The organism is Actinomycetes bacterium (assembly GCA_035489715.1).
Classification (GTDB): Bacteria; Actinomycetota; Actinomycetes; order JACCUZ01; family JACCUZ01; genus DATHAP01.
This window is the reverse complement of record DATHAP010000085.1, coordinates 1-2,348: the sequence shown is the minus strand read 5'-3', so window position 1 is coordinate 2,348 and position 2,348 is coordinate 1. Positions and strand designations below refer to the sequence as shown.

Here is a 2,348-nt window from a genome sequence, read left to right as displayed (position 1 = left end):
CGCACGATGGCTTCACCATGGCCGACCTGGTCACCTACGAGCACAAGCGCAACGAGGCCAACGGCGAGGACAACCGGGACGGCGAGAGCCACAACCGGAACTGGAACTGCGGCGTCGAAGGGCCCACCGACGACCCCGAGGTCCTCGCGCTGCGGGCACGGCAGGTGCGCAACCACCTGGCCACCCTGCTGCTGTCCACGGGCGTGCCGATGCTGACGGCCGGCGACGAGCTCGGCCGCAGTCAGCAGGGGAACAACAACGCCTACTGCCAGGACAACGAGATCTCGTGGATCGACTGGAAGGACGTCGATGAGGACCTGTTCGCGTTCGTCTCCCACCTGGTCGACCTGCGGGGCTCCTCCCCCGTGCTGCGCCAGGAGGCGTTCTTCGAGGGGCTGGAGATCCCCGGCAGCGGCGGCACCCGTGACCTCGCCTGGTTCGCGCCGGGTGGGGGCCAGCTGACAACCACCGACTGGTTCGACCCGGGCCTGCAGACGCTCGGCATGTACCTGGACGGCCGGGGCATCCGGCACCGCGACGAGCACGGCCGCCCAGTGGTCGACCACTCCTACCTCGTGCAGCTGCACGCCGGCCCGGAGCCGGTCACGGTGCAGCTACCCGGCCCGCCGTGGGCCGACGGCTATGAGCTCGTCGTCTCCACCGAGTACGCGACCGGGGCTCCGCCGGAGACGACGATCGTCGCACCCGGCACGGTCGAGCTGCCGCCCCGCTCCGTCTGGCTGCTCAGGGTGCTCAGGAGGCCGTAGGCACACAGCCAGGGCGAGTGTCGACCTGTTGTCGTCTCAGCCCCTCGGAAGCAGCAACAACTCGACACTCGCGCGCGCTCAACCTGCCGACAAAGACCCCACTTCGGCGATGTCGTGATACGACTCGGACGACTCCCCCTCGCAGTACCACCAGCCGGAGCACGATCCCATCGCGCGACGGTGCTCCTGGCACACCGGCCATTCGAAACCGAGATCGGTCATGGCTTCGGCAACCTCGTAGGCGAGCAGTTCATCGGCGTCGGCGTCGAGACCTGCGCCGGCATCCGCCGTCCCCGCGTTCACGAACCAGTCCTCGTCCTCGACTTCGCTCTCGAGCACCAAGCGCCGGATCATCACGCCATCCGTCAGGGTGAGCACGTAGTCGGCGCTCAGGGAACACACCCACGGTTGAGCCGTCGTGCGCCGAAGGTCCTCCTGGACCCGCCCCGCGGCGGCCACCAGCCGCGCGTGCTCTCTCTTCACCGTCGGACTATGGCCGGTCGAGTGTCGAGTTGTTGCCACTGACACGGGACGACACGCCGTGGCGGACGACCACAACTCGGCTTTCGGGGCCGAGACGCCGAGAGCCCCGGTCCGACGGGCCGGGGCTCTCGTTCTCAGTGCGGGGGGTTCTAGTCCTGCGGCTGCTCGAAGGTGATGACGGTCCAGCCGAGGAGCAGGCGGTCGCCGTCGGAGAGCGGGTGGGCGACACCCGGCTCGAGCTGAGTCCACTCGGTGGCCTCGGGTCCGGCGACGTGCGTGCCGTTGAGCGACCCCAGGTCGACGAGGGACACCTCGCGACCCGAGCGCTGCAGGGCGGCGTGCGCCGAGGAGAGCACGTTCTGCGTGTCGGCGATCGGCACGGGGCGGGCCGAGCCGCTGGCCACGAGCTCGTGGTTGTCGGGGCGACGGCCGAGGACGAGGTCCTCGTCGACGGTGACGACCATGCCGTCGTCGAAGCGGAGCACCGGCGCCGCGGTCTGCTCAGGGCGCCAGAAGGCGGTCTGCTCACCGGACTCCACCGCCGAGCTGGGCGCGCGGGTCGCGCCCGAGCCGATGCCGGCGTCCGACGACGCACTGAACGGCGACGGGCCCGCGGGGGCGGCGGGGACGGCGGAGGACGCCGACGACGCGGCCCGGGCGAGCTGCAGCATGGCGCCCGAGCCGGGCACCGTGCCCTCGACGAGGTCGTAGGCGACCCCCGGCGGCATCTGCGGCGCCGCCGCACCCGGCCCGACGTACAGCGTCTGGCCGAGGGTGAAGCCGGAGGCGAGCGTGCAGCCCTCCACCGACGACCCGGACACCGGCACGCCGTCGACGGCCGGCTGACCCTTGCCCGACCACAGGGCGACACCCGTGCCGGCGCCCCCTGTCGGGTCGGACAGGACGAGCGCGAACGAGGCGGACCCGTGGGCGAGGGAGCTCACCTGGCTGGCGACGGCGGACAGCACACGGTCGGCACCGGGACCCGACACACCCAGGCAGGCGTGAAGGGCTGCGACGAGGGCCGGCGAGCCGGGTGCGTCGACCCAGAGCAGCCCGCCGCCGCGGCGAGCGACGACGGAGTCTCCGGGGAGGACT

At 71.6% G+C, this 2,348-nt stretch carries 3 protein-coding genes; 1 reads left to right on the top strand and 2 read right to left on the bottom strand.

Annotated features, from left to right (window positions below):
- A partial coding sequence (locus tag VK640_07240; protein ID HTE72977.1) for a glycogen debranching enzyme GlgX occupies positions 1-767 on the top strand: 767 nt, incomplete at its 5' end.
- A 78-nt stretch (positions 768-845) separates the two neighbouring features.
- Here the strand turns inward: VK640_07240 and VK640_07235 are convergent.
- Entirely contained in the window at positions 846-1,250 is a 405-nt protein-coding gene (locus tag VK640_07235; protein HTE72976.1) for a hypothetical protein, read from the bottom strand.
- A gap of 149 nt (positions 1,251-1,399) precedes the next feature.
- Positions 1,400-2,348, bottom strand: a 949-nt coding sequence (locus VK640_07230; GenBank protein ID HTE72975.1) for an FHA domain-containing protein, incomplete at its 5' end; no start/stop codon positions are given.